The organism is Parabacteroides chinchillae, assembly GCF_900108035.1.
In the GTDB taxonomy this organism is placed as follows: domain Bacteria; phylum Bacteroidota; class Bacteroidia; order Bacteroidales; family Tannerellaceae; genus Parabacteroides; species Parabacteroides chinchillae.
On sequence record NZ_FNVS01000010.1, the window covers coordinates 25463 to 50355 of the forward strand.

Sequence of the window (24893 nt, forward strand, 5' to 3'; positions counted from 1 at the left end):
GGGAGTTTACTTCAATTCTCTTCCGGCATACATTTGTTCATAATATTTCATATAATCACCACCTGTAATATCTTCTACCCATTTCTGGTTTTCCAAATACCAACGGATTGTCTTTTCGATACCTGCTTCGAAACATGTTTCGGGAATCCAGCCTAATTCTTTGGTAATTTTAGAAGGATCGATAGCATAACGCTGGTCATGTCCTAAACGGTCTTTTACAAATGTTATCAGATCGTCGTTAATCCATTCGACAGAGATTCGGCCATCAGCATCTATTTCTCTCTTTTTTAGTATCTGGCGATACTCCGGCTGATCGGTCATCAATTGACGGATTGTACGAATTGTTAATTTCACAATTTCAATATTTTGCTTTTCATTATGTCCGCCTACATTATAAACTTCTCCTTCACGTCCATTATGAATAACGGCATCAATTGCCTTACAGTGATCTTCCACATATAACCAATCACGAACATTTGTTCCATCACCATACACAGGTAGTTTTTTACCTTCCAGTATATTCTTAATGATAAGAGGTATCAATTTTTCCGGGAAATGATACGGACCATAATTATTAGAACAACGCGTTATGCTTACAGGCATTTTATACGTCTCAAAATAAGCCTTTACAAACAGATCCGCACTAGTCTTTGAAGCACTATAAGGGCTACGCGGATCCAAAGGGGTTGTCTCGTGGAAATAGCCCTCGGTACCCAAACTCCCATATACTTCGTCTGTAGAAACCTGATGGAAACGAACATCTTTACGCCAGGTAGGATAACCTTGATCGTCTCTTCCCGTCACCCATGCCTGACGGGCTGCATCCAGCAAGTTTTGCGTACCAAGTATATTAGTGATAAGGAATAATTGAGGGTTCTCTATACTACGGTCCACATGGCTTTCGGCAGCAAAATTAACTACATAATTAAACTGATATTTGGCAAACAGTTCATCTGCTAATGTCCTGTCACAAATATCACCTTTTACAAACACACAACGATTATTGTCTATATCTGTTGCAATTGTACCCAGATTACCGGCATATGTCAGCGAATCAAGTATTACCACTTTTATATCCTGATACTTTGCCAACATATATTTAATAAAGTTGGCTCCAATAAAACCGGCTGCACCGGTAACCAAATAAGTTTTCATATTTGTATTCCCTTTAGTATATCGTTTAAAATGTAAAGTTTAGTTCGGCATCTTTCAGACAAGGTGCATTTTTATCTTTCTCAGAGAGATTAACACATTCAAGATCTTCAATGCTCCAATCCACATGAATAGCCGGATCATCAAAACGAATCCCCCTTTCATGCGAAGGCATATACTGATTATCAACCTTATATGTAAATATGGCTTCATCACTTAAAACATGAAAACCATGGGCAAATCCCTGAGGAATAAAAAACTGACGTTTATTCTCTCCGGACAACTCAACCGCTACATATTTTCCATATGAAGGAGAACCTGCACGTACATCGACAGCAACGTCCAAAACACTTCCTTTTATCACGCGTACCAACTTTGCTTGAGAATAAGGAGCCAACTGATAATGCAACCCTCTTAACACTCCTTTAGTAGAACAAGATTCATTATCCTGTATAAAATTAACCTGCCCGATATGCGACTCAAAATCAGATTGTTTGAACGCTTCCATAAAATATCCCCGCGCATCATTAAACACTTTTGGTTCAATAATCCAAACACCGGGTATTTCTGTTTCAATATATGTCATATTTTTGTTTTTATCTAAACGAGATAGCAAAGTAACTGCATTTTTCCTACTTCTACAATATTACGTTGAAAAGATTACAGTTACCCAATGAAATAGATAGCCAGACCACGTATAAAGGATTTTCGAGAAAGCAACAAAAAGAATAAAACATTTGGTTATTCCAAATATATTCTATTTCTTTGCACTCGCAAAATGAGGATTTTTGCATACATATATCGGTTCCTTGGATGAGTGGCTTAGTCAGTGGTCTGCAAAACCATGTACGGCGGTTCGAATCCGCCAGGAACCTCACAAGACTTTAAAATTTAAACAAAACATCCGGTTCCTTGGATGAGTGGCTTAGTCAGCGGTCTGCAAAACCGTTCACGGCGGTTCGAATCCGCCAGGAACCTCTTCCTCAAAAAAGGATTAGAAAGAAAATTTCTAATCCTTTTTCTTTTTTAATAAAATTGCCTATCTTGTCGCCGCTATTAAAATGAAAGAGGTACAAATCAAAATATATGATTAAAAACCACATATTCCATTTGTAATTATTTTGAAATATATTTGAAAAAACAACATTATACTTTTGTCCTCATTAATTGTAGCAAAATGAAAAGATCTTCCGATGAAGCAATATGGGAGTTGTGCCTCAAAGGAGATAAAAGAGCTTTCGAAGAATTATATAAGCGATTTTATCCTCTTTTATATAATTATGGCTGTAAATTTTCTGCAGACAAAGATTTGATACGTGATTGCATACAGAATCTTTTTGTCCGTCTGATTCAAAACCACCGTACATTATCGAAAACAGCATTAGTTAAAGGTTACTTATTAAAAGCATTCAGAAATCATCTCTATGACATGCTTAAAGCTCAAAGTGAGCAAAAGGAAATGTTCCCTTGTATTGATGAAATACTCACATTTGAAAGCGAATCGGTTCTATCAGCCACAGATAAATCTGCTTCACTCAAATACGCGATTATGAAACTCGCTTTCATGGAGCTTCCATTACGTCAACAGGAAATACTTTATCTCTTTTATGTTGCAGAAGTTAGTCATGCTGATATATCTTCCGCTTTCGATATCAATTACCAATCCAGTAAAAATCTACTATATCGCTCCCTCATTAAATTTCGCGAATTATATTTTCTGAAATGGAAAGAGGCGCAGATACATGGAAGTAAAGTAATTTCCATCATCCATACACCTAAAATCAAAGATATTGTAAACTGGCTAAACCCTGAATTTGCAAAAGAATGTTAACCATCCGCTTTTAACGAGTACCTTTTTCAAAACACCTCGTATTAATGAAAAAGATTGACGAGTGAACAAGAAAAAGAGCACATATAACAATTTATTTATCCATAAATCACAACAGTTTCTGTCACTTATTAAACAGACTGAAAAGATAAATAAAAAGGAAATAGACAACTCCTGGAAGGAGGTAGAAAAACAACTTTATGCAAAAACCTCTTCCCAGAAAAAAAGTACATTTACACGCACAATCTTTTGGATATCATACTCAGCCACAGCAATCGTATGTATCTTTCTTTCTCTGAATATTTACAATAACCACTTCAAAAACAATCATACTTTATCGACCCAACTACTGGATAACATGACAACTATCGAACGCATAGACGATATTTGTCTGATGACTCCTCAAACGCACATAAAGCTAAAAGACAAATCCATACTTCATTATAGTACGGATGGTTCTTTAACAATTCCCCGGGAACAAATCAAAGACTCAATACATGATGATATTCACCATAGTAAAATACAATTAAACCAAATAATAGTCCCTAAAGGAAAACGTACGGAAATCATATTTTCCGATGGAACCAAAGCTTATATAAACGCAGGAAGCCGAGTTATATACCCCCGGATATTCGACAAAAACAAACGGGAAATAGTGATAGAAGGAGAAGTCTATTTAGAGGTAGCGCCCAATCCCAAATCTCCGTTTATTGTCAAATCATCCAATTTCGACATAAAAGTACTGGGAACAGCTTTTAATGTATCTGCCTACAAAGAGGATAAAGCCGGATCTGTCGTACTGGTACATGGTAAAGTGGAAATAGAAACCACCCAGAAAGAAAAAATAGTACTTCAACCGGATCAATTGGCATATATCACACCAGAAAAAACGACTACACAAAATGTCAATGTACTTAAATATACAAGTTGGAAAGACAATTTACTGTTTCTGGACTCTGACAAAACAAGCGATGTCTTAAATCAATTATCCCGTTTTTATGGTGTCAACATAAATTATGCTACAGAAGTAGCCGATATTCCTATTTCGGGAAAACTCGATTTACGAAAAGACATAGAAGGTGTACTGAAAAACATAGAAGAATCTCTTTCATTAGAATGTAAAGGGAATAAAGAAACTGGTTTTTATTTATTCATCGGGAAATAACATATTAATTACTAAAAACAAATGCCTATTGAAGAAAAAAGAAAAACAAAAAAAGACCGGATAATATTGGTCGTATTATCCGATCCTATGAATTCCCTAAAAAGTTACACATAAAAGAATTAGAAAACAAAGGTATGAAAAAAAGAAAACAGGTTAGTCTAAAAAAGACTAATTATCTAAAATGTATCTGTTTATGTACGACGGTGGCATCGTTTTCTATATTGCCGCTACACGGATACTCTGTATCACAGGAGAAATTTGAGTTAACAGAGAACCTGCAAAACATGTCTCTGAAAGATGTTTTTTCTTATATTGAACAAGAAAGCGGATATGTAGTTCTCTACCACAGCGACAAAATCAACATGAACCAAAAAGTTCATGTTGATCTGGAAAACAAACCTGTAGAAAAAATAGTGGAAGAAGCACTCAAAAACACAGGTATTACCTATATTATTAATAACAGACAAATTGTTCTCCGTAAAGAAAAAGAGACTCAGTTTTCTTTAAAAAGCACTCCCACAACTTCACCTCAGCAGAAAAATATCATTATCAAAGGAAATATAAAAGATATTGCAGGAGATCCGCTTATCGGAGTCAATATTCTGGTGAAAGGAACGAGTATAGGAGCTATCAGTGACATCGACGGAAATTTCGAACTTGAAGTTCCTCAAGGTTGTACTATTATAGCTTCATATATTGGATATATAAACCAGGAAATCAAAGTCAACAACCAGAAAACTATCCAAATCATTATGCAAGATGATTTGAAAAAATTAGAGGAAGTTGTTGTTGTCGGTTATGGAGTTCAACAAAAACGTGATGTTACAGGCTCTATTGCAGCCATCAAAGGAGATGACCTTAAAAATTTACCCGTAGCACAATTGACAAATGCATTGCAAGGATTGGCATCAGGTATAGATATTGTATCTGACGGTGGCTCTCCCGGTGCGGAACCGACCATACGCGTACGCGGAACAGGAAGTATGAATGCCTCTAATCCTCTTGTAGTAGTAGACGGAGTTCCTTCGGGTAAAATATCGGATATAAATCCGAATGACATCGAAACAATAGAAGTCTTGAAAGATGCCTCTTCCTCTGCAATCTACGGAACGCGTGCAGCAAACGGTGTAGTTATCATCACAACAAAGAGGGGAAACAAAGAAACAAAAACAAACGTAGAAATCAATGCTTTTGCAGGTATAGCCAATGTTAGCAAAACATTAGACCTGTTGACTGCTCCTGATTTGGTGATGTTAAAAAAAGAACGCTATGCCAACGATAACATTCCAGTAAATACATTTTGGGAAAATCCTTACTACGGAGTTCAACGCACAAATTGGCAAGATGAGTTATTTGACCAGGGAAGTGTTTATAATGCGGATGTACGTTTAACCGGAGGCAATCAAAAATCAAACTTCATGTCCAGTATCGGATACTACAAAGAAAAAGGTATTATCACGAACTCAGATTTTGAACGTATATCTTTCCGCTTGAACTCAGACCACCAGATTACAGACCGGTTTAAAGTAGGACAAAGTGTGCAATATACCTACCGTAAATGGTATAATCCCAGTACGGCTTCTGTCTATAATGGAGTAGTATGGCAAGCTCTCCGGTTCAACCCGGCAATTCCATGCCGTATTGACGACGAACACTGGGGATCTGCTGTAGAGAATAATGAATTAGGAGATATAAACAATCCCGTATATGAGATATCTACAGAAAGGCATGAAAAAACCAACCACGGTTTACTGGCAGCCTTAACTCTGGATTTCAAAATCATAGATGATCTTGTTTTAAAAGGAAATGCAGCTTTCGATGGTACCATATATAATTACAAAGATTTTTTTCCACAAGTCACCGAACAGATGCGTAAAAGAAATGATGCCGAATTGCAGCAAGGATATCAAAACAGGTATTCATTTCTGGGCGAAGTATATCTTTCTTACCAAAAGAAGATACAAGAAAAACATAATATGAATATTATGGCCGGTTTCTCTGCCCAAAAAAACAAAGGTGATTTTTTTAACGCAACAAAGAAAAGTTTTGCAGACGAAAGCGATGATCAACTGGTTATGGATAACGGTTCCGTAATGGGAGCCATAAACGGAAATTATTATCCGGAGTCCTCCCTGGCCTCTTTCTTCGGACGCGGTTTTTATTCATTCAACAACAGATATTTATTGACATTGACATTCCGCGCCGACGGATCATCCAAATTTGCGCCGGGACAGCAATGGGGTTACTTCCCTGCATTTTCATTGGGTTGGAGACTTTCTGAAGAATCTTTCCTGAAAGATGTCAACTTTATTGATAACCTGAAATTAATCGGGGGTTGGGGACTACTGGGAAATCAAGACGTAGCAGACTTGCAGTATCTTACCATCATGAAAAAAAACATTGACTACGGCAACAAATACACCTTCGGTGCAGAACAAGTAGGCGGTGCCAAAATCAACAGCTTATCCAATCCTTTAATAACCTGGGAAAAGACAGGTATGACAAATATAGGAATAGACGGAACCTTTTTCGATCAGAAATTAACGGCTTCCGTGACATGGTTTGATAAGAAAACAGTAGATATGCTGGTCCCGACCGTAGCTATCGGGACACTGGGACGCGCCACCATACCTGACAGTAACATCGGAGAAATGAGAAACAGGGGCTGGGAAATTGAAGCAGGTTTTAGACAAGAGCTTTCTAATGGTTTTATGTACGACTTAAGTATGAATCTTTCTTTTGTAAAAAACAAGATTTTAAAGTTATACGGCAACAACAACTATATCGGTTCCGTTTCTTACGGACGCCAGGCTCAGGAAATATCACGCAGCTATGAAGGTAAACCCATCGCATCTTTTTATGGTTGGAAAACAGATGGTCTTTATCAAAACATGCAAGAGATACAAAACGACCCAAACATACAGAACGATCCTCAGAAAGGTAATATCACTCCGGGTGATGTCCGGTTTGTTGATATCAACAACGATGGTGTCATTGATGAAAAAGACCGTACATATCTGGGAGATCCGAATCCGAATACAATCCTAGGATTCCAGGCCAAGTTCGGATATAAAGGATTTGATTTATCATTAAACTTCATAGGCAGCTTCGGAGCCGAACTGTATAATGCAGACCGGATGCAAGGTCTGGATCCGAGTTATTCTTACAATATGTATGCAGAAGCATTGGGCAGATGGCACGGAGAAGGAACCAGCAATTCCATTCCTAAGATGTCAACACAACGGACTAACCTGAATCATCGTACTTCAGATTTGTTCATTGAAAAAGGAGATTATCTGAAACTAAAAACAGCCACATTAGGATACAATATTCCTAAACGGTTGACCCAACATCTCAGAATCAACGCCCTTCGTTTATACGTAACGGCAGAAAACCTGTTCACAATCACTCCATACACAGGTTATTCTCCCGAAATCGGCTACACGGATGGCAACAAGCAAAGAGGTGTTGACTATGCTCAATACCCTGCCAGCCGAAAATTCATCCTGGGATTGAAAGTTAATTTCTAATTTAAAACAATTACAGATATGAAACGAATAAATTTATATATAATAGCATGCCTTCTTACAGGGTATATGCTAACATCCTGTGAGAATTTCCTGTCTTCCGACCCCAAAGGTATCTATACAGAGGGAAATTACTTCAAAAACGAACAAGCTGTAGTGGATGCAGTTACCGGATTATATGGTATTTTAATAGTAGAAGACTTTGTTGCGCATGGAGACTATACATGGGATATCTGTTCTGACGATATGTTCCGGGCAGGCGACCATGCCGAAGACGAAGCTATAGAAACATTTACATTCGATACGGGAAATGCCCAGCTAAAAGCAGGTTGGAAATGGAAATATGAATTGATCTCGAGAGCCAACAATATATTAATTCATGTTCCGTCTATGAATAATATTTCGGAATCCATAAAAAACCGCAGTCTGGGCGAAACATATTTCTTCAGGGCTTTCGCTTATTGGTGGCTTTATCTTCCGTATGGAGAAATACCTTTAATACTGGAGGATGACGTCAAAACGGCTAATTACAACAAGCCAAAAGCAAATATCGACGAAGTGCTTTCGCAAATAGAAAAAGACCTGAAAAAAGCAGCCGAATTGTTAGATGAAACGGCTTCTCCCGGAAGGATCAGCAAAGGGACAGCTTATGCTTACCTGACCCAGTTATACATGCATTGGTCTAGCTATAGCGGCAAAGAGAACCTGCTAAATGAGGCAATCTCTGCCGGAGAAAAGGTAATAAATAATGCCAACTATAAATTAGCAACAGATTATCAGGCCAATTTCAGGCAAAAATCCACACCTACTACAGAGATGTTATTATACGTAGCCTCTTCATCTACCTGGCGTAACACATCCACTATTTATTATTTTTCTCCCCGTGATTTGGGAGGCTGGAATTTTTTCCACCCACTTCCCAACTTATATGAAGCTTTCGGCAACGACCCGCGAAGAATCATGACCATGTGGGCTGCCGGAGACAAGATTCAAATAGGCAGTAAATTGCAGGATTATGATGCAAGCAAATCCGAAACAGGGTACCATTTCAATAAATATACTACCTTTACAAACGACGGTAAGCTCAATTTCGACTTGCTGATCCCTTTAATGCGTACATCCGATATTTACCTATTAGTGGCAGAAGCCAAAATTAGAAAATCGGGCACAGGGGCCGGCGACACAGAAATAAATACCGTGAGAGCACGTGTCGGCTTGCCTGCTATCAAGAACGCAGGAAAAGACGAATTAATAAAAGAACGGCGTCTGGAACTGGCGGGAGAAAACCGAAGACATTTTGACCTGGTTCGCTGGGATCGTATCAATTGGATAGATTTAGAGAAACTTTATGCCGATCCGTCGTCATCCAACACCACAGATATAGGCCGTAAGAATTTCAAAAGACCTAAGAATTACTTTTTTCCGTTACCACAGGAAGAAATAGATAAAAGCTCCGGTATTTTGATTCAAAACAGTAATTACACAAATCTATAAATTATGAAGACTTACTTAATTCTAATCATCGGTTTACTCTCTGTTTTTATTTCAGAAGTAAACGGTTCCAACATTGACCGGAAATACCGGTTGATTGCCCATCGCGGCGGTGTTACAGAAAACGGTCTCTATCCTGAAAACAGTATTAGCGCTCTTGATGAAGCCATAAAACGAGGCTATACCGGAGTAGAAATTGATGTAAGACAAAGCAAAGACGGTAAACTATTCCTTTATCACAACCGGACATTCGAACAAGATTACGACTCGAAAGCAACCGGTTCGGAACTTACCTGGGCTGAAATACAAGCACTTCGTCCACTAAAAAGGAAAACCAATACAATTGTTTCAATGGAAGATTATTGCAATCATTGTAAAGGCAAAATAGAAGAACTGATGATCGATATAAAAATAGACAATCCCAGTCTCGAATTTTATCAGGAATTAGAACGGATACTCAGTCAGACCGGTTACCTGAAGTCTTCTTACTTTATTGGCCATGGCAACTATTTCAAAGGGAAAAGTTACATAACAATGCTGATCAGGGAAAAAGACGAATTCTTTAAAGCCAACGGCGAAAAAACAAAAGATTATTACTTTCTGTTTGCAGGCATTGACGAACTGAATTCGCGAATCATACAATGGTGCAAAAAGAACAACATTAAAATAATGGCTTGCGTTAATCGTCCATACAGGGTAGCAATGAATAACGACAATCTGCTGGATGCAAAAAAAGACATTGAATGGTTACAAAAATGGGGAGTAGTCGACTACCAGATTGATACAGACTATGACCTGTTCTTCAGGGAAGACGACTAAACACCGTGTTTGAATTTACATGTATCGAAAGATTTCATCGTAATGATTTTTATAACTCATAGTTATGATTTTGAAAAGTCATAACTATGAGTTCGTTTTTTTGCAAATCGGGATATACACAATTGACATCAGAATGTTAAATGCATACTGAACCGGACGCCACGTGTTTGAATGCCGGGATGATCTTTATAATTCAGACGCCAGACATAATCCAGGCGCAAAAATTTAAAAATATTCTCCACCCCTACTCCTACTTCCATATAAGGAGCCTTACCCATCGCATAAGAACCAGCCGGGAATAAATAAAGCCCTTCACCTCCATTTGCCGGATTATTCTTTTCAGTCAGGTTACCATATAATCCGCGAAACGAAAATACTTCACGCCACTTCAATTTTTTTATCAAAGGCAAACGGTTTAACAGAGCCCCGTTCATGAAGTAAGTCACATCCCATGATGCATATTCATCATTCAAAAACTCCATCGCATTCATACAAGTGTACGATTCGGGTTGTACCGTATACGAAAGGTTGGCATTCGGAATTATCAACAAAGGGTAAGGAACCTTATTCCAGACTTTACCGGCCTTACAAATAATGTCCGTATATCCGAATGCAGAGAACCAGAAACGTTTTTGAATTCCCACATCCGTACGGTTATAAGTATATGAAGATCCCAAAGCACCTTTAAGTGCTGTTATATGATTTACAGTAAACACCGGAGCATCCAACGTTATAGGATAACGATAATTCCGGGTTTGATAAAACTTTTCGTTCGGTGCAAATCTGAACTTAAACTCTAATTCTGTCATAGAATACGACTTCACCGGCGAAATCTCCTGATTTGCCCCAATACGATCAAACACGGCATACTCCGTAGCATATTCTTTCCTGTTTCTTAACACTGCACCATATGCCAAACCGTTGTAATGTTCACGATAATAAGTCAGTTCCGCCTTACGCAAATACGTAGCGCGGGTATCTTTCTGACGCTTCCATGCCAAAAAGATATTATCCTGATTCGTGTACATATACTGCTGCCCCAACTGATTGATATCATAACTATACTCAGCTCGTATGGAATGTACCGGAAATTCCTTTCGATATTCTTTCTTATCAATAAAAGAATATTCTGCAATGGCATCATATTTGATTTTTTCATCCTTTGTTCCGTAAGCCACGTAACCATCAAGGAAAAGCCTTTTGCTAAAAGCTGTAGTAGTTGTTCCTCCCACACGAAAACGTGCTCCTTCAATTGCATTACCACTGATAGTAGTATTCATAGGTCCGAACTCGAACTTGCTCTTCAGGGGATCTTTATTTGTTGCAATATACCCCGATACCAATATGGAAACAACCTTCTCCGTTATATAGAAAATAGGGACGGAACGTAATTTAGCCATTAAAGCTTCCACCGTATTTTGTTTGCGACGACCAGCCTCCAACGGCCTGTTATTATCCCAAAAATCCTCTGGTTGGCTGAATGCTTCTTTCACTGTAATAACAGGAGCACTTTGTTGAAAAACAGATTGATCTTCCGGAGGGGCAAAAGACTGATTAGAATATATATTGAGCCTGCGGGCATACATACCTTTTGACTTTTGGGACAATTTGAAATCTACATTTATATCATCTTTCGTGATAATGCGGGTACCATCCTCCGCCCTTTCAAAAGTTTGTTCGATAGTCATACCACCGACAAAGTTCAGATTTATATCTTTCGGTACATTCAGCTTCACCCTCTTGACAAAATAGGTGGAATCAAGAGTAATATACAAATGTCCCGTAAAACCGAACGTTTCCGAAGTAAAAGGGACAAAACCCAGATCAACACATTTACGATTGTCTATTTCCAACGTATCGAGCAGATAATACTTATAAAAATTAGGCCCCATTGTAGACAACGGGCTTACAAAACGATTCAAAAATAAAGGGATATCATTCTGAAAAATATTTACTTCACGAAAAACCTCATCCAAAAACTGTTGAATACCGTCACGTGAAAATATTTCATCAACACCCGCAGATTTTGAACCTTTAATCAACCGCTTCTCACTTTTCGGATCTTTCCTGAAATAAACCGTTGACACTTTTTCTTTTTCCGAAACCGGCAAAATTGTCGTTCCAATGTCTAATGTATCGATATAATCTACCAGGAAATCAAATTTACGGACTTTGCCATCCTGCCTTTTGGGTTTGGGCTGGAAGTCGTTCATGGCAAATACCATCTTTTCGTATTGGTCATACTGGAAATAATCATGATTACGGGGATCATTGCTTTCGCGCCTTTCTATCGCATTTTTGACGAAAGTAACAGCAGGGTTTTCTTTCTTGCTATACTTTTCTTTCTTAGGCTTTATTACAACCTCGGAAAGCGCAATAGAAACAGGGACTAATTGTACTTTAAACGTATTTGTTTTTCCCGGAATTACTTTTAATGTCTTTTCCGCATAACCCAAATATGAAACCTGAAGATTCCGGGGTTTGGATGACGTAGAAAATGAAAACTGTCCATCCAGATTCGTCGTTGTCCCAATAGTAGTACCTTCAAGCAATACCGAAACATACGGTAAAGCCTCCCCCGTAATAGAATCGGTAACAACTCCTCTTATTACAGTGTTTTGCCCATTAGCCGTCCAGGCAATCAGCATAAAAAATATCCAACAAATAAACCTTTTCACCATCACAACCAATATACCACATTAAAAACTCCGCAAAAGTATAACACCTTTCGGAATCCAAAATGTTCCAAATTACGTAGATAATATTCCAATTAGCTACAAACAAGTCTAAAACCTTAAGAACGGCTTATTTGCAATCCTTTATCCGATAAATTCATTTCCACAAACCGGGCATTCGGATTCTGAGGGGAAGCTGTTAATATTTTACGAATCTGAAAAGCAGCTTCCGGGCTCTTTGCTACCATATATAAATAGCCTCCTCCCCCTGCACCCGGCAACTTATACCCCCACGTAAAGTCTTTAATCCGGTTAATAATCTGCTCCACAGCCTGAGGATTAGTTCCTGAATCTAATGCTTTATTTTGTTCCCAGGTTTTACCCACTAATGTTCCATAAGTTTCAAAATCGCCACACTGTATTGCCTCATACATATCAAGAGCATGTTCCTTCATCTCCGAAAGCAAAGTCAGATGTGAATTGCTATTCAGGAACATTCCCCTTACAATTTCGGCTAATATATCCTTCGCCGTACGAGTTATACCTGTATAATACAACAAATGGCAGGCTTGATATTCAGGATCGGTAAACAAATATTCCGGCAACCACCTAACCAGAGGAGCCTGACTAAATCCTTCGCCGGTCTGGAGTATTTTTAGGCCATGAAGTATGCCTCCATACTGATCTTGCCATCCGCCGCCGGTAGTCAATAACTGTTCCAGAATAAGTGTACGGTTGCCTATTTCATTTTTATCCCAGGCCAAGCCACAAAAGTCGGATATTGCCCCCAATACCGTAGCTGCAAGAATAGAACTGGTTCCTAAACCCGAACCGGCAGGAATAGCCGCCAATAATGTAACTTCCAAGCCACAACCAAAGTTTTTCAATTGTTCTTCTAGCGAAGAATAATTTTCCAAGGCAAATTCAGGTACGAATCCAGCCAAAGCCAAAGCTGCTTTAGGTATGGAAAATGGAGAACCTACCTTATTATAGTTTCTGAGTTCATCCCAGGAAGTTATACATTCCATTGCCCCCAGGTCTATCGACCGTAAAATAATTTTATATTCATTCGATGGTTTTATATAAACCTGTAAAGGAGGTTGGCCATTTAATTCGATCGCCACATTTACCACGTTACCACCCGAGTACATACAAAAAGGAGGCGTATCTGTCCAACCTCCGGCCAAGTCTATCCGCACAGGGCTTCTACCCCAAACAATCTGATCGCGATATACATTAAGATGAGGATATTGTTTATCATCCGCAATAGATCCAATCAAACCATCACGTAATAAAGAAAAAGCATATTGTTGTTCGCTTGCAAAGTATTTTCCCTGCAATTGTAATACACGCGCTCTAAACATCCGATTGTGTATTCTTTTCATCAATGAAGCATCTTCCGGAAGTTGTTCCGGAAGATCTATATTGTTATTTACGAACTCCGCTGCGGCATCTGCCAGATCTAATTGATAAAAAACACTTTTCTCATGATTAGCCGCAAGCATTGGCCAATCTTTTTTTCTGAAAAATTCGCGTTGCTCTACCAAACGAAGCAAATTTGCTTTATCGGATAACTCATTGGCCGACATTTTTAGTGCAGACTTCCAAAGTTCTTTTCCCTCTGCCAATTCAGGTTCAGATATCATCCATCTCAAAAGAATACCTAAATCATCGACCGATTTACATATAGGAAATATACGGGCATTCTGAATATCATTACAAACAGGCAATTGTATTGCACGTTTCAAAGCCCATTCAATGACAGATTGCCCCATAAACGAAGTAGTACTATCTAGTAAACCGCCTTTGAACGCATCATTAAAGCCATAAGGACGGGCAACAAAATCTTTATCATTTACAGGAACCACATCCACACATGCACTCTCCGGCAGATTTAATGCCCAATTGTTTACAGGCACACCCGTAATTATGTGTTTACTATTCAACGTCCAATATTGACCTATACAACTATTTTCCACCCATAATTCAGAATTACCAACCGTCAATTTCTGATGAATTTCTGCATTCTGAACAAACATAGCTGGATGCGGTTTCACTTTACGTTGCATAATAGCCCGTTGGTCACGTACCAAGTTCTGCACAGCCAAAGTAGAAGAAATCAATTCACGGCTGGTTCCATAATGATAAAACTCACCTCCGGGTAAAGGCAATATGGCAACTCTCAATTTATTCAGTCCGGAATCTTTTATTTTAGGATTTTCACCAAGAGCTAAACCAAATTCAGAATAAAGATCATAGGTTTTCATCATGCCGTCACTCTGCTCATAAGAACGTTCCATCAGCAATTCAACAGCACGGTCGCTTAACAGCCAAATACCAATATCCATCAAAAACAGATGCGTTGCAGCCAACCTTCCTAATTCTTCCAAAGAAGGTTTTTGCAACATAAAGTCCAATTCATCCGGGGATTTCCGGCTGGACACAAAAACACCATGGTTTGTCGCTAATGCAGGTTCAACCCATAATCCGTAACAAACTACGTCTGCATCAGGTATTTCCTGTAAAGGCTGACTATTCCGGATATAAACATCACCGCTTGCTATTAATGTATGCAAAGACTCCGGAGCCTTTTGCATAATTTTCTCATATAAAGGCAATTGCAACGACAGCAAATTTTGAGATAATTTTTGCCCCCGTGCCCAACGAAAAACAGGAATCGGAGTTAACACTTTTCCCGATGGAGCATAACCGGGTAAACGCCGGCTTTGTCCTCCGGCATGAAGTAATATTCTTTTATCTGCAGATAACCATTCGGAAAAAGGCATCTCCTTTGCTTCGCTTTTATGGCACGACTCTAATAACCAAGTTGTTCCTCCCCCTGAACCTAAACGTGCACCGACAGGATCGGAAGTGCAAAACCATTCATTCGCATCAACTTTTTCTATTTTATGAAAGCAATCCACCAAATTAGGAGGCAAGGATAATAATTTTTTCATGACGTTTTTATACTAAAAGAACTCACTACACTAAGTAAATGGTCTATAAATTAGACCTGTAAAGGTACAAGTTTTATTTAATTTTTTCATTCTCCATACGTATTCATTTAAATTATCATTTTAAGAAAGGCATTAAATACCCTGCAAAAATTTAGAGTCCGATAAAAAAAGTTTGTTTTTACTAATCGACTCTTTGGATTAATACATAAAACGTATCTTACTTTGTATTTACTTAATATATAATAGTATGGTATACGGTTATGTAAGAGTCAGTACAGACAAACAAAGCACTGACAATCAAAGATTTGAAATTGAAAAATTCATCAAAGCTAGAAATATGCGTATTGATAGCTGGGTAGATGAAACAATCAGTGGGACGAAAGGTATATCCGAACGTCAATTGGGCAAATTGCTGAAGCAAATACGCAAAGGCGATATTCTTATTACAACTGAACTTTCCCGCCTTGGGCGTAATCTGATGCAAGTTATGAGTTTTTTGCATCAATGTATGGAAAGGGATATTATTGTTTTTACAGTAAAAGAGGGATACGAACTCGGTAATAATATTAACAGTAAAATTTTAGCATTTGCATTTAGTTTAAGTGCTGAAATTGAACGCAACCTCATATCTCAACGAACCCGCGAAGCTTTGGCCAGAAAGAAGACAGAAGGTACTAAATTGGGGCGCCCGAAAGGTCTCAGTCTGGATCAATGTAAACTAGCAGGTAAAGAAGAAATAATCCTGAAATTTTTAAAGGAGAAAAAAACGAAGTTATATATCAGTAAAAAACTGGGTGTCAACAGACAGACTCTACGTGATTTTATGAAAAATCATCTGGAATCGCCTCAGAAATAAAACCAGAATGGAAATTAGAACTTTTAACAACTTAGCAATTTTTTAACTTGTGTTAAATTAAGCAAGTTCCTCCATCCTTTTCTGCATTTATTTGTTTATTCGTATTAACTTGCAGAATTATATAAAGAAAATATGTTTGAAATATTTAAAAAGATACTTTTTCCTCTGTTTTTTACTATAGACAAAGATAGGATTATTTACACATATTTCGATTTGTATACTTTAGTTTAATCTCTTAATACAATTCTAAATGGAAAAAACACTCGTAATTTTAAAACCATGCACTGTTCAGCGCGGTTTGATCGGTGAAATTGTTTCTCGTTTTGAGAAAAAGGGGCTTCGTCTGGCAGGTATGAAAATGACCTGGTTGACTGACGAAATTTTAAGCGAACATTATGCACATCTGAAAGAAAAACCTTTCTTTCAGAGAATTAAAGATGCAATGAGCGTATGTCCTGTAATTGTATGTTGTTGGGAAGGTGTTGGCGCTATACAGGTTGTACGCACTTTAGCCGGTGCTACAAACGGAAGGAATGCAGCTCCCGGAACTATCCGGGGAGATTATAGCATGAGTGTACAAGAAAATATTGTACATGCATCCGATTCGCCGGAAACAGCAGCTATGGAATTAAAAAGATTTTTCAATGATACAGAAATCTACGATTATAAGTTAAACAATCTGTTGAGTCTGTATGCCAATGATGAATTTTAATCATAAAATAGCCGGAATTGCAAGGTAAAAAACCTTTTCAATTCCGGCTATTTTATTTAGAAACTTACATCCTATCCTCTCGAACCGGATGAACAACCTAATTACTAATCTAAAAATCTAATACCATGAAAAACACACTACAACTTAATAACAAAAGCAGATTCAAAAAAGTTCCGGAAACGATCTCTTTTTCCATTTCATTCGAATGGAATAAAAGTTGACTTTATTGTATTTTTCCCCAATTGCGTCTATATTTGTACTTTTATTATCAACAAGAGTACAGACAAAATTAAAATGTATTAGATATGCATAATTGGTTTGAATGCAAAGTATCTTACGAAAAGATACTTGAAAACGGAATGCAGAAAAAGGTTACCGAACCTTACTTGGTAGACGCCCTGTCTTTCACAGAAGCAGAAGCTCGCATTATTGAAGAAATACGCCCTTTCATAACTGGCGAATTTACTGTAACAGACATTAAACGGGCTCGCCTTTCCGAACTATTCTTCAATGAAAATGGAGATCGTTTTTACAAAATAAAAGTCTATTTTATCACATTGGATGAAAAAAGCGGAGCAGAAAAGAAAACTGCCGCACAAATGCTTGCACAAGCTTGTACACTAAAAGAAGCTATTGCCGTATTGGAAGACGGAATGAAAGGAACTATGGCCGATTATACAATTGCCTCTGTTACTGAAACCCAATTAATGGACGTATTCCCGTTTGATGCAAACAGCATCCCTTCTGCTCCAAAAACGGGAGAAGAACTGATAGCCGAACAAAAGAAGCAGGCAGAAGAAAAGCAACAAATATGAGTATCACCCAGAATTTAGTACGACTGAAAGCTTCATTACCGGAAGGCATAAAGCTTGTTGCAGTATCAAAGTTTCATCCGGCAGAAGCTATACAGGAAGCGTATAATGCCGGACAACGCGTGTTTGGAGAAAGTAGAGCACAGGAATTGACTGCCAAACAGAAAGTACTGCCAGGAGATATTGAATGGCATTTTATCGGACCATTACAAAGTAATAAAGTAAAAGACATTGCTCCGTTTATTTATATGATCCACAGTATAGATTCTTTAAAGCTATTACAGGAAGTAAATAAACAGGCTGCAAAACAAAACCGGATCGTCCGCGTATTATTGGAAATACATGTTGCAGAAGAAGAAACAAAACATGGTTATACACCGGAAGAATGCAAAGAACTACTGGAAAGCAAAGCCCCTTTTGAATTGAAAAACATTTGTATATGCGGAATCATGGGAATGGCAACAAACACGGACGATACAGAACAAGTCCGTAAAGAGTTCCACTTGTTACACAATTTGTTTTTGGAAATCAAAGAGGCATACTTCAAAAATAACGAATATTTTACAGAGTTATCTATGGGTATGAGCCATGATTACCCAACTGCCATTCAAGAAGGTTGTACAATTATTCGTGTGGGAACCAGCATCTTCGGCGAACGTGAGTATTAGTCTTTTAACCATTTTAAATAACGGAGATAAAGGCTTGACAAAATAAATATCTATATTTGTAAAGTTAAACGAAATTAAATCGACATGATTGACATTAAAACCCAATATGCGGGACTTACACTTCGTAATCCGCTTATTGTTGGCAGTTCTGGGTTAACCAATAAAGCAGAACGCAACAAGGAATTTGAAAAAGCCGGTGCTGGTGCTATTGTATTGAAGTCTCTTTTCGAAGAACAAATTGAAATGCAAAGCGAAATACTTATGCAAGATTCCGATTACCCAGAAGCTGCTGACTACATTCGAGGTTATGTAAAAGCCAACCAGGTAAACGATTATATTGAACTTATCAAAAAATCAAAGGAACTTTGTACAATACCTATTATAGCAAGTATCAATTGCTATAAAGCCGATGCTTGGATTGATTTTGCCAAACAAATAGAACTGGCCGGCGCCGATGCCCTGGAATTAAATGTATTTTTCCTTGAAACTGAAATAGGGCAAGACTTTAATGAAATACGGGATCTTTACGTAAATATTATCCGTAAAGTTAAAGAGACAGTATCGATTCCGGTCATCTTAAAAATAGGAAAAAATTTCAGTAATATTCCGGATTTAGTTAATACGTTAAAGGTAAACGGAGCCGATGGAGTTGTCTTATTCAACCGGTTCTATCAACCGGATATTGATATTAATAACATGCAGTTAGTTTCGGGTAACGTATTTAGCAGCCACTCGGATCTGAGTGATACAATTCGATGGACAGCTATTATATCCGGAAAAATTCCGGGGATCAGCATTGCGTCATCAACAGGAATTCATGATTGGGAAGACGTTATCAAATGTCTTTTGGCTGGAGCATCTGCAGTACAAATGTGCAGTGCAGTTTACACACATGGATCGGAAATTATTTCGCAAGTACTTACCTGCATAGAAGAATGGATGCATCAGACACATTACCATTCGATTTCTCAATTTTGCGGAAAGCTGAATTATGCAAACATCTCCAATCCTGCAGTATATGAACGTTCACAATTTATGAAATATTTTTCTAACAGAGACTAGCAAATATCTCACAACAACAAAAGGAACCCGTCTGAAAAGTAAAATGCAAATATTACTTTTCAGACGGGTTCCTTTTGTTTGTAAATAAGGCAAATAAAATATTTTCCACCAGACAATATTTTTATAAGAAATTATTTATATATTTGCAGCTATAATTCAATTTATAAGAAAATGGAGCCTATTTGCATTATAAAAGACATATATAAAACGCTGTATGCATTTGAAAAGACATTCACAGAAAACAACGATATAACAATCAATGAAGCAATGCTACTTTGTTGTTTGAAAGAGGGAGAATCAAAGTCTGCCGGAACGATTTGTGAATTTATCGGACTTTCCAACTCCAGAGTTTCCAAAGTAATTACAGCAGTGGAAAACAAAGGATTTATTCGCAGGAATATCAACAAAAACGATAAACGACAAATGTTTTTCTCTCTTACATCAAAAGGAAAAGAGAAAATACAACAAATGATGGAAAAGGAATTAAACTTTGATTTTCTTTTCAATCAATTACAAAATTGCATACAAAAGGAATAATCCCTTTTTTTATCAAATTATTTTCTACTAACAACTATGTATAGTATAAACAAAATAAATAAATTATGAAGTATTTGATTATTGGAGGCGTAGCCGGTGGAGCAACCGTAGCAGCCCGTTTGCGTAGAATGGACGAGAAAGCTGATATTATCTTGTTTGAACGCGGTAAGTATGTTTCGTATGCCAACTGTGGACTTCCTTATTATATAGGAGACACTATTAATGACAGAAACAAACTTTTCGTACAAACGGTAAAAGGTTTTACCGACAGGTTTCGTATCGATATTCGTACAGAACAAGAAGTAACAGCTATCTATCCCGACAAAAAACAAGTTGAAGTAAAAAATTTATCCACCGGAGAAATATATACCGAAACATACAATAAACTGGTTCTCTCACCAGGAGCAGAACCATTGCGCCCAGGTATCGAAGGAATCCAAAGTAAAAAAATATTTACATTACGAAACGTTCCCGATACAGATACTATAAAAAACTATGTAAATAAAGAAAAGCCCCAGCAAGCCGTTGTAGTTGGCGGAGGTTTCATTGGCCTGGAAATGGCAGAAAATCTCCACGAATTAGGCATTCATGTTACAATTATTGAAATGGCTAACCAGGTGATGGCACCATTGGATTATTCCATGGCAGCTATTGTTCACCAGCATTTGAAAGAAAAAAAAGTAAACCTGCTCTTGGAAGATGGTGTTGATCGCTTTGAAGAAAAAGGGAACAACATAATTGTGCACCTCAAAAGTGGGAAGCAAGTAATTTCGGACATGGTTCTACTAAGCATTGGAGTACGTCCCGAAACGAAACTGGCAAAAGAAGCCAACTTAACTCTTGGTAAACTGGGAGGTATTGAAGTCAATAAATATATGCAGACTTCCGATCCGGATATTTATGCTTTAGGCGATGCCATAGAAGTAAAACATCTGGTAACCGGCAAACCGGCATTAATACCATTGGCAGGTCCGGCAAATAAACAAGGCCGTATCGTGGCAGACAATATCGTTTTCGGTAATAAAGAAACTTATCAGGGAACTATTGGAAATTCCATTGCCAAGGTATTTGATCTGACAGTCGCGACTGCCGGAGCCAATGCAAAATTATTGAAACGTGAACAGATTATTTATTGTTCTTCTTATACACACTCTGCTTCCCATGCAGGTTATTATCCGGGAGCCGTACCTCTATCTATTAAAGTACTGTTTTCACCGGAAAGCGGTCAATTATTTGGAGCTCAAGTTGTAGGCTTTGGCGGCGTTGATAAACGCATTGAAATGATGGCACAGGTAATACAACGAAAAGGAACGATCTACGATTTAATTTCTTTGGAACAAGCCTATGCTCCTCCATATTCTTCTGCAAAAGATCCGGTAAACATGGCCGGATATGTCGCCGAAAATATCCTGACAGGAAAAGTCAAAGTAGTACAATGGAGAGACATCGCCAATTTAGACAAAGATACGCTTTTGGTAGATGTCCGTACCCGTGATGAATACAATCTTGGTTCTTTACCAGGAGCGATAAATATTCCGGTAGATGAATTGCGTGAACGTCTTTCCGAGCTACCAAAGGATAAACCCATAATAGTAAGTTGCGCTATAGGTCTCCGTGGCTATTTGGCTTATCGTATATTAGAACAAAATGGTTATACTAACATCCGCAACCTATCGGGTGGATACAAAACATGGCACACAGCAACGGCGAAAATAGCCCAACACAATAATTCTGTTCCCAACAAACCCATAATTGATGATGAGCCAGAAAGAACCTCAGGCAAATTAATCAAAATAGATGCATGCGGACTACAATGTCCGGGACCTGTCCTTCAACTCAAAAAGCATTATAGCGACCTCCAAACAGGCGAACGTTTACGTATTACAGCTACCGATCAGGGATTTGCCAAAGACGTTTCTTCTTGGTGTAATATGACTGGAGCCCGTTTAGTTGAAGTAGAAAATAAAGCCGGCATCATTCATGCAACCATAGAAAAAGGAGAAGCTAAAAATGCTTGCAAAATGATTACTAACGGAGACAATAAAACATTAATTGTTTTCAGTGATGATCTGGACAAGGCTCTAGCCTCGTTTGTTATTGCAAACGGAGCAGCTTCTACGGGTAAAAAAGTAACTATGTTTTTCACATTTTGGGGACTGAATGTCATAAAGAAACGAAAGAAACCGGCCGTATCAAAAGATATATTCGGAAAAATGTTCGGTTGGATGATGCCTTCACACAGTGGAAAACTAAAACTTTCAAAGATGAATATGGCAGGAGCCGGCAGTTGGATGATGCGTCTTATTATGAAACGCAAACATATCGACAGTTTGGAAAGCTTAATCACCCAAGCTACAGAAAACGGAGTGGAAATGATTGCCTGTACAATGAGTATGGATGTTATGGGTGTCAAAAAAGAAGAACTTCTAGACACTGTTACTTTAGGTGGAGTTGCCTCCTACCTTGAACGTGCCGAAGAAGCTAATGTGAATTTGTTCATATAACCATATTATGTCAACAAATTAAATTCCTAATAAAAAGTCTTGATATAATTCAAGACTTTTTTATTAAACTCACATTGCCGGCTTGATACCATTCTTTACTAATTAGTATTATGTGAATACGAACAAACCGTAAATATTAAATGTTCACCCGGTAACATAACCCAAAAAGATCCCGACACTACTAAAAGCATCGGGATCTTTTCATAAAACAACAGGATCAAAATCCTTACGATATGTCATTCTTATTACTTAATCATATCAAAACCTGTATAAGGAATCAAAGCCTTTGGAATACGGATACCTTCCGGAGTCTGATTATTCTCCAATAAAGCAGCCACGATACGGGGCAAAGCTAATGCGCTACCATTCAATGTGTGGCAAAGTTGGGTTTTCTTATTTGCGTCACGATAACGACATTTCAGGCGATTTGCCTGATAGCTTTCAAAGTTTGAAACCGAACTAACCTCCAACCAACGTTTTTGAGCTTCCGAATAGACTTCAAAGTCAAAACACAGAGCAGAAGTAAAACTCATATCCCCTCCGCAAAGACGAAGAATACGATAAGGCAATTCCAACTTTTGAACCAAACCTTCTACGTGAGCCAACATTTCTTTCAAAGATTCATAGGAATGTTCCGGTGTATCGATCCGTACAATTTCTATCTTTGAAAATTCATGCAAACGGTTCAATCCGCGAACATCCTTACCATAAGAACCTGCTTCACGACGGAAGCATTGAGTATAAGCGCAATTCTTTATCGGCAATGAATTTTCATCTAAAATAACATCGCGATAGATGTTTGTCACCGGAACCTCCGCCGTTGGGATCAAATACAAATCATCCAACCCACAATGATACATCTGCCCTTCTTTATCAGGCAACTGCCCTGTTCCGTAGCCGGAAGCAGCATTCACTACCGTAGGAGGCATAATTTCCATATAACCGGAATTACGGGCTTCATCCAGGAAAAAGTTAATTAAAGCACGTTGCAATCTGGCTCCCTGGCCTTTATAAACAGGAAAGCCGGCACCGGTTATCTTAACCCCCAGATCAAAATCAATCAAATCATATTTCTTTGCCAATTCCCAATGGGGAAGTGCATCCTTAGGAAGCTCTGTTTCCATACCTCCCATTTTCTCTACGACATTATCATCTGCGCCATTTCCTTCAGGCACACTTTCGTGAGGCATATTAGGAACCGTATATAGCAGATTTGTTATCTCTTCCTGGGCATTGTCCATAGCTTCCTGCAAATCTTTATTGCCTTCTTTCATCTCGGCAACTTTTGCACGTGCAGCTTCAGCCTCTTCTTTCTTTCCTTCCTTCATTAACTGACCGATCGACTTCGATATACGGTTCAGTTCTGCCAGATTAGCATCCAGAGCGGTCTGGCTATTACGTCTTGTCTTATCTAACTCGATAATCTTACCGATAATCTCTTTCGCATCAAAATGCTTTTTGGCCAATCTGCGGATTACTTCATCCGGATTTTCCGTAATTACTTTAAGCGTCAACATACTTTCAGTCTATGTTTTTTAAATGAAATGCAAATGTACGTAGAATTAAACAAAATAGAGCAAGCTATCTAAAAAAACTATTTCACGCGTCCGCCACTCAACCAGGTTCGCAGATAATATGGTTCGCTCAGACTGCTCACCATCACACCGCTTGAAGTACTGGTATGGATAAACCGTCCATTCTTCAGGTATATACCTACATGGTTAGGCACATTTTTCTTCCCTCTTCCTCCTGTTCGAAAAAAGACAAGATCACCTTCCTGCAGCTTTGCCCGGCTTACCTTGCGGCAATCATACTTTAGCATATCGGCCGACGAACGAGAAAGCTGCTTTCCATATACCTCCCGAAAGACAATCGCTACAAAAGCGGAACAGTCTACGCCCCGCTTTGTCAAGCCTCCCATTCGATGCGGAACACCCAGCCATTTAGCTCCTTCGTTATATAAGTAGATATTATCATCCGGTGTAATCCGAATACCGTAAAGACGGGACAACTCTTTCGGACCTTTAAAATCAGAAGGTAAAATAACTGTTGCTCTCCTGCTTCCGCACGAAGATAATAGAAGCAAAGCCAAAAGAATATATAGAAATTGTTGTTTATTCACAGATAC

The 24893-nt window shown here is 38.2% G+C and carries 18 protein-coding genes and 2 tRNA genes; 14 read left to right on the plus strand and 6 right to left on the minus strand.

Translation table 11 applies throughout. From position 1 onward, the window contains the following. Nucleotides 1–6: 6 nt before the first annotated feature. Entirely contained in the window at nt 7–1155 is a 1149-nt protein-coding gene (gene rfbB / locus C4S38_RS09205; protein ID WP_103983494.1) for a dTDP-glucose 4,6-dehydratase, read from the minus strand. Nucleotides 1156–1180: 25 nt separating this feature from the next. Then, on the minus strand, nt 1181–1738 hold the full coding sequence (rfbC, locus tag C4S38_RS09210; RefSeq protein ID WP_103983495.1) for a dTDP-4-dehydrorhamnose 3,5-epimerase: 558 nt from the start codon (nt 1736–1738) through the stop codon (nt 1181–1183). A 217-nt stretch (nt 1739–1955) separates the two neighbouring features. Here rfbC and C4S38_RS09215 point away from each other — a divergent pair. The 7 genes from C4S38_RS09215 (at nt 1956) to C4S38_RS09245 (ending at nt 9982) form a co-directional block, all read left to right on the plus strand. Next, nucleotides 1956–2027, plus strand: a tRNA-Cys gene (locus tag C4S38_RS09215). 31 nt (nt 2028–2058) lie between these two features. After that, a tRNA-Cys gene (locus C4S38_RS09220) sits at nt 2059–2130 on the plus strand. A 199-nt stretch (nt 2131–2329) separates the two neighbouring features. After that, on the plus strand, nt 2330–2983 hold the full coding sequence (locus C4S38_RS09225; RefSeq protein ID WP_103983496.1) for an RNA polymerase sigma factor: 654 nt from the start codon (nt 2330–2332) through the stop codon (nt 2981–2983). Between the two features lie 61 nt (nt 2984–3044). Further along, entirely contained in the window at nt 3045–4145 is a 1101-nt protein-coding gene (locus tag C4S38_RS09230; protein WP_103983497.1) for a FecR family protein, read from the plus strand. Nucleotides 4146–4279: 134 nt separating this feature from the next. Next, on the plus strand, nt 4280–7675 hold the full coding sequence (locus C4S38_RS09235) for a TonB-dependent receptor (RefSeq protein WP_103983498.1): 3396 nt from the start codon (nt 4280–4282) through the stop codon (nt 7673–7675). A gap of 18 nt (nt 7676–7693) precedes the next feature. Beyond that, nucleotides 7694–9166 (plus strand): RagB/SusD family nutrient uptake outer membrane protein, encoded by a 1473-nt coding sequence (locus C4S38_RS09240; protein ID WP_103983499.1) that lies wholly within the window; start codon nt 7694–7696, stop codon nt 9164–9166. Nucleotides 9167–9169: 3 nt separating this feature from the next. Beyond that, on the plus strand, nt 9170–9982 hold the full coding sequence (locus C4S38_RS09245; protein WP_103983500.1) for a glycerophosphodiester phosphodiesterase: 813 nt from the start codon (nt 9170–9172) through the stop codon (nt 9980–9982). 128 nt (nt 9983–10110) lie between these two features. Here C4S38_RS09245 and C4S38_RS09250 read toward each other — a convergent pair whose 3' ends face one another. Both C4S38_RS09250 and C4S38_RS09255 read right to left on the minus strand, forming a co-directional pair. After that, nucleotides 10111–12663, minus strand: coding sequence for a DUF5686 and carboxypeptidase-like regulatory domain-containing protein (locus tag C4S38_RS09250; protein ID WP_103983501.1), 2553 nt, complete (start codon nt 12661–12663; stop codon nt 10111–10113). Nucleotides 12664–12776: 113 nt separating this feature from the next. Next, nucleotides 12777–15614: a bifunctional fucokinase/fucose-1-phosphate guanylyltransferase gene (locus tag C4S38_RS09255; protein WP_103983502.1), complete on the minus strand. Its 2838-nt coding sequence runs from the start codon at nt 15612–15614 to the stop codon at nt 12777–12779. 247 nt (nt 15615–15861) lie between these two features. Between C4S38_RS09255 and C4S38_RS09260 the strand changes: the two genes are divergently transcribed. The 7 genes from C4S38_RS09260 to C4S38_RS09290 all read left to right on the plus strand — a co-directional run bounded on the left by C4S38_RS09260 (nt 15862) and on the right by C4S38_RS09290 (nt 22765). After that, nucleotides 15862–16470, plus strand: a complete 609-nt coding sequence (locus tag C4S38_RS09260; RefSeq protein ID WP_103983503.1) for a master DNA invertase Mpi family serine-type recombinase — start codon at nt 15862–15864, stop codon at nt 16468–16470. A gap of 250 nt (nt 16471–16720) precedes the next feature. Beyond that, nucleotides 16721–17182 carry a nucleoside-diphosphate kinase gene (gene ndk / locus C4S38_RS09265; protein ID WP_103983504.1) on the plus strand — a complete coding sequence of 154 codons (462 nt, stop codon included), beginning with the start codon at nt 16721–16723 and terminating at the stop codon, nt 17180–17182. A gap of 305 nt (nt 17183–17487) precedes the next feature. After that, nucleotides 17488–17997 carry a DUF4494 domain-containing protein gene (locus tag C4S38_RS09270; RefSeq protein WP_103983505.1) on the plus strand — a complete coding sequence of 170 codons (510 nt, stop codon included), beginning with the start codon at nt 17488–17490 and terminating at the stop codon, nt 17995–17997. Beyond that, the gene (locus tag C4S38_RS09275; protein ID WP_103983506.1) at nt 17994–18662 is read left to right on the plus strand and encodes a YggS family pyridoxal phosphate-dependent enzyme; all 669 of its coding nucleotides are present in this window, start codon (nt 17994–17996) and stop codon (nt 18660–18662) included. Before C4S38_RS09270 ends, C4S38_RS09275 begins: the two co-directional genes overlap by 4 nt. Nucleotides 18663–18746: 84 nt before the next feature. Continuing rightward, nucleotides 18747–19724, plus strand: a complete 978-nt coding sequence (locus tag C4S38_RS09280) for a dihydroorotate dehydrogenase-like protein (RefSeq protein WP_103983507.1) — start codon at nt 18747–18749, stop codon at nt 19722–19724. A gap of 171 nt (nt 19725–19895) precedes the next feature. Further along, nucleotides 19896–20261 (plus strand): winged helix DNA-binding protein, encoded by a 366-nt coding sequence (locus C4S38_RS09285; RefSeq protein ID WP_103983508.1) that lies wholly within the window; start codon nt 19896–19898, stop codon nt 20259–20261. Between the two features lie 65 nt (nt 20262–20326). Continuing rightward, entirely contained in the window at nt 20327–22765 is a 2439-nt protein-coding gene (locus tag C4S38_RS09290) for a CoA-disulfide reductase (protein WP_103983509.1), read from the plus strand. 245 nt (nt 22766–23010) lie between these two features. Here C4S38_RS09290 and serS read toward each other — a convergent pair whose 3' ends face one another. Further along, nucleotides 23011–24282, minus strand: a complete 1272-nt coding sequence (gene serS, locus C4S38_RS09295) for a serine--tRNA ligase (RefSeq protein WP_099463190.1) — start codon at nt 24280–24282, stop codon at nt 23011–23013. 77 nt (nt 24283–24359) lie between these two features. Further along, nucleotides 24360–24887, minus strand: a complete 528-nt coding sequence (locus C4S38_RS09300; protein ID WP_103983510.1) for an NlpC/P60 family protein — start codon at nt 24885–24887, stop codon at nt 24360–24362. Nucleotides 24888–24893 lie beyond the last annotated feature (6 nt).

Coding starts and splice junctions, on each gene's coding strand:
- C4S38_RS09255 (WP_103983502.1), bottom strand. CDS start 15,614: ATGAAAAAATTATTATCCTTGCCTCCTAATTTGGTGGATTGCTTTCAT.
- C4S38_RS09250 (WP_103983501.1), bottom strand. CDS start 12,663: ATGGTGAAAAGGTTTATTTGTTGGATATTTTTTATGCTGATTGCCTGG.
- C4S38_RS09275 (WP_103983506.1), top strand. CDS start 17,994: ATGAGTATCACCCAGAATTTAGTACGACTGAAAGCTTCATTACCGGAA.
- C4S38_RS09245 (WP_103983500.1), top strand. CDS start 9,170: ATGAAGACTTACTTAATTCTAATCATCGGTTTACTCTCTGTTTTTATT.
- rfbC (WP_103983495.1), bottom strand. CDS start 1,738: ATGACATATATTGAAACAGAAATACCCGGTGTTTGGATTATTGAACCA.
- C4S38_RS09270 (WP_103983505.1), top strand. CDS start 17,488: ATGCATAATTGGTTTGAATGCAAAGTATCTTACGAAAAGATACTTGAA.
- C4S38_RS09235 (WP_103983498.1), top strand. CDS start 4,280: ATGAAAAAAAGAAAACAGGTTAGTCTAAAAAAGACTAATTATCTAAAA.
- C4S38_RS09285 (WP_103983508.1), top strand. CDS start 19,896: ATGGAGCCTATTTGCATTATAAAAGACATATATAAAACGCTGTATGCA.
- C4S38_RS09280 (WP_103983507.1), top strand. CDS start 18,747: ATGATTGACATTAAAACCCAATATGCGGGACTTACACTTCGTAATCCG.
- serS (WP_099463190.1), bottom strand. CDS start 24,282: ATGTTGACGCTTAAAGTAATTACGGAAAATCCGGATGAAGTAATCCGC.
- C4S38_RS09260 (WP_103983503.1), top strand. CDS start 15,862: ATGGTATACGGTTATGTAAGAGTCAGTACAGACAAACAAAGCACTGAC.
- ndk (WP_103983504.1), top strand. CDS start 16,721: ATGGAAAAAACACTCGTAATTTTAAAACCATGCACTGTTCAGCGCGGT.
- C4S38_RS09225 (WP_103983496.1), top strand. CDS start 2,330: ATGAAAAGATCTTCCGATGAAGCAATATGGGAGTTGTGCCTCAAAGGA.
- C4S38_RS09290 (WP_103983509.1), top strand. CDS start 20,327: ATGAAGTATTTGATTATTGGAGGCGTAGCCGGTGGAGCAACCGTAGCA.
- rfbB (WP_103983494.1), bottom strand. CDS start 1,155: ATGAAAACTTATTTGGTTACCGGTGCAGCCGGTTTTATTGGAGCCAAC.
- C4S38_RS09240 (WP_103983499.1), top strand. CDS start 7,694: ATGAAACGAATAAATTTATATATAATAGCATGCCTTCTTACAGGGTAT.